2 protein-coding genes are annotated in these 2623 nt (G+C 73.2%); both read left to right on the forward strand.

Annotated features, from left to right (window positions below):
- Window positions 1–1631, forward strand: a 1631-nt coding sequence (locus tag ACIY1X_RS22215; RefSeq protein WP_399684815.1) for an ArnT family glycosyltransferase, incomplete at its 5' end; no start/stop codon positions are given.
- Complete coding sequence (locus tag ACIY1X_RS22220; RefSeq protein WP_399684818.1) at window positions 1628–2596, forward strand: glycosyltransferase family 2 protein; 969 nt, start codon at window positions 1628–1630, stop codon at window positions 2594–2596. The genes ACIY1X_RS22215 and ACIY1X_RS22220, both read left to right, overlap by 4 nt.
- The last annotated feature ends 27 nt before the right edge of the window (window positions 2597–2623 follow it).

Here is a 2623-nt window from a genome sequence, read left to right on the forward strand (position 1 = left end):
TGGCCGCCGCGCTGGGACTCGGCCTGTACGTGCTGGCCTTCCAGGGCCTGGGCCTGGCCGGCCTGCTGCGTCCGCCCGCGGTGGGCGCGCTGGTGGCGGCGGGCCTGCTCGGCTCCGCGCTGCGGGTGCCGGCGCTGCGCCGTGCGCTGCGCGGCCGGCCCCGGCCGCCGCTGACGGCGGCCGGCCGCGCCGCGCTGGCCGTGGCCTGGGGTGCCTTCGCCGTCTCGCTGGTGGAGCCGCTGTCGCCGCCGCATGCCTTCGACGAGATGATGTACCACCTGCCGTGGGCACGCGAGGTGGCCGCGAGCGGGCGCATCGGCGTGTACGACTGGCTGCGCTATCCCTGGTTTCCGTACAACTACAACCTGCTCTACGCGGCCGCGATGCCGCTGATGGGCGACGTCTTCCCGCACCTGCTGCACGCGCTGGCCGGCTGGATCGCCGCGCTGCTGATCTACCGCCTGGCACTGCACCACACCGACCGCGTCACCGCCTGCATGGCGGCCGTGATCCTGCTGGCGGTGGGCGAGTACGCCAATGCGCTGATCGACATGGGCGTGGCGCTGTTCGTGCTGTCGGCCTGCGTGCTGCTGTGGGCCTGGCGCGCGGACGCGGCGCGCGACCCGCGCCGGCTGATGCTGGCCGCCTTCCTGCTCGGCGTGGCGGCGGGCAGCAAGTACCAGGCCCTCACGTTCCTGCCGCTGCTGGGCGTGTTCGTGCTCTGGCGCGAGCGCCGGCCCGGCGTGCTGCTGGCCGGCCTGGCGGTGTTCCTGCTGCCGTGCATCTACTGGTACGGCCGCAACTGGCTGCACACGGGCGACCCGTTCAACCCCATCGGCGCGCGGGTGTTCGGCTTCACCAACTGGAACGCGGCCGACTACCGCCAGCAGGTGGACGACGTGCGCGAGCACGCCGCGCTGCCCAACGTGATGCTGTGGCCGGCGCTGCTGGTGCCCTGGTGCGTGTTCTGGAAGGCGCGCCCGGCCGTGCGCGCGGCCTTCGTCTTCGGCGCCTGGTCGGTGCTGGTGTGGGTCGCCACCTCGCGCTACCCGCGCTACATGATGGCCGCCTTCCCGATGCTGGCCTGGCTGGGCGCGATGGGCTGGCGGCAGCTGTACCTGTGGGCCGCCGCGGGCGTGCGGCGATGGATGCCCGCGCTGGCCCGGGCACCGGTGCCGCGCATCGCCGGCGGCGCGCTGCTGGCGCTGCTGGTGGTGGTCGGCGTGCAGCGCATGGTGGTGCACGCACGCATGGTCGCCGCCACGCCCGAGGCGCGCGAGGCCTTCCTGCGCGCCAACGTGCCCGGCTACGAGGTGCTGCAATACGTGCGCGCCCACGGCCAGGGCCGGCTGTACCAGGTCGGCCTGAACGACGCCATCTACTTCGCCGGCCAGCCGGCCTGGGGCGACGTGTTCGGGCCCTACCGGCTTTCCGACTACATCCTGCTGCCGCCCGAGGCGCTGGCGCACAAGCTGGCGTCGCAGGGCTTCGGTACGATCGTGGTCAACACGGCCATCGCGCCCTACGTCGACACGCAGCCCGGCTTCGGCCGGTACTTCGCGCCGCTGTTCGCCCGCGGCGCGGTGAAGGCGTACCGCGTGCTTCCCACCCCTTCCGGCCCGACCCCATGACCGCTGCTGCCCCCGACCTCGCGGCCCTGCGCATCGCCGCCGTCATCCCCTGCTACAACGAGGCGGCTGCCATCGGCCAGGTGATCGCCGGCTTCCGCGCGGCGCTGCCGCAGGTGCAGATCCACGTCTTCGACAACGCCTCCACCGACGACACGGCCGCCGTGGCGCGCGCCGCCGGCGCCGAGGTGACGCACGTGGCCCTGCGCGGCAAGGGCAACGTGGTGCGCCGCATGTTCGCCGACGTGGAGGCCGACGTGTACGTGATGGTGGACGGCGACGCCACCTACGACCTGGCGCGCCTGCGCGAGATGATCGCGCTGCTGGTGGACGGCAACCTCGACATGGTGGTCGGCGCGCGCCAGGACGACCGCCAGGACGTCCAGACCTACCGCCCCGGCCACCGCCTGGGCAACCGCCTGCTCACCGGCACGGTGGCGGCGCTGTTCGGCGGCGGCTTCACCGACATGCTGTCGGGCCTGCGCGTGTTCTCGCGGCGCTACGTCAAGAGCTTCCCGGCGCTGGCGCAGGGTTTCGAGACGGAGACCGAGCTGACCGTGCATGCGCTCGAGCTGCGCATGCCCTGGACCGAGCTGCCGGTGCGCTACCTGTCGCGGCCGGAGGGCTCGCACAGCAAGCTCTCCACGTACCGCGACGGCTGGCGCATCCTGCTGATGATCACGCGGCTGTTCGTCAACGAGCGGCCGCTGTCCTTCTTCAGCACCATCGCCGCGCTGCTGGCGCTGGCGGCGCTGGCACTGGCGGTGCCGCTGGTGCTCACCTGGCTGCACACCGGGCTGGTGCCGCGCCTGCCCACCGCGGTGCTGGCCACGGGGATGATGCTGGCCGGCATGCTGTCGGCCGCCTGCGGCGCCGTGCTGCGCACCGTGACGCTGGGCCGGCGCGAGGTCAAGCGGCTGCGCTACCTGGCGATCCCCGGCGTGCGGTACGTGCTGGAGCGAGAATGAGTCCACCCCCGTTTCTCCCGGACTTCG

It is taken from the genome of Xenophilus sp. (assembly GCF_044462705.1).
Taxonomy (GTDB): domain Bacteria; phylum Pseudomonadota; class Gammaproteobacteria; order Burkholderiales; family Burkholderiaceae_C; genus Xenophilus; species Xenophilus azovorans.

Coding starts and splice junctions, on each gene's coding strand:
- ACIY1X_RS22220 (WP_399684818.1), top strand. CDS start 1,628: ATGACCGCTGCTGCCCCCGACCTCGCGGCCCTGCGCATCGCCGCCGTC.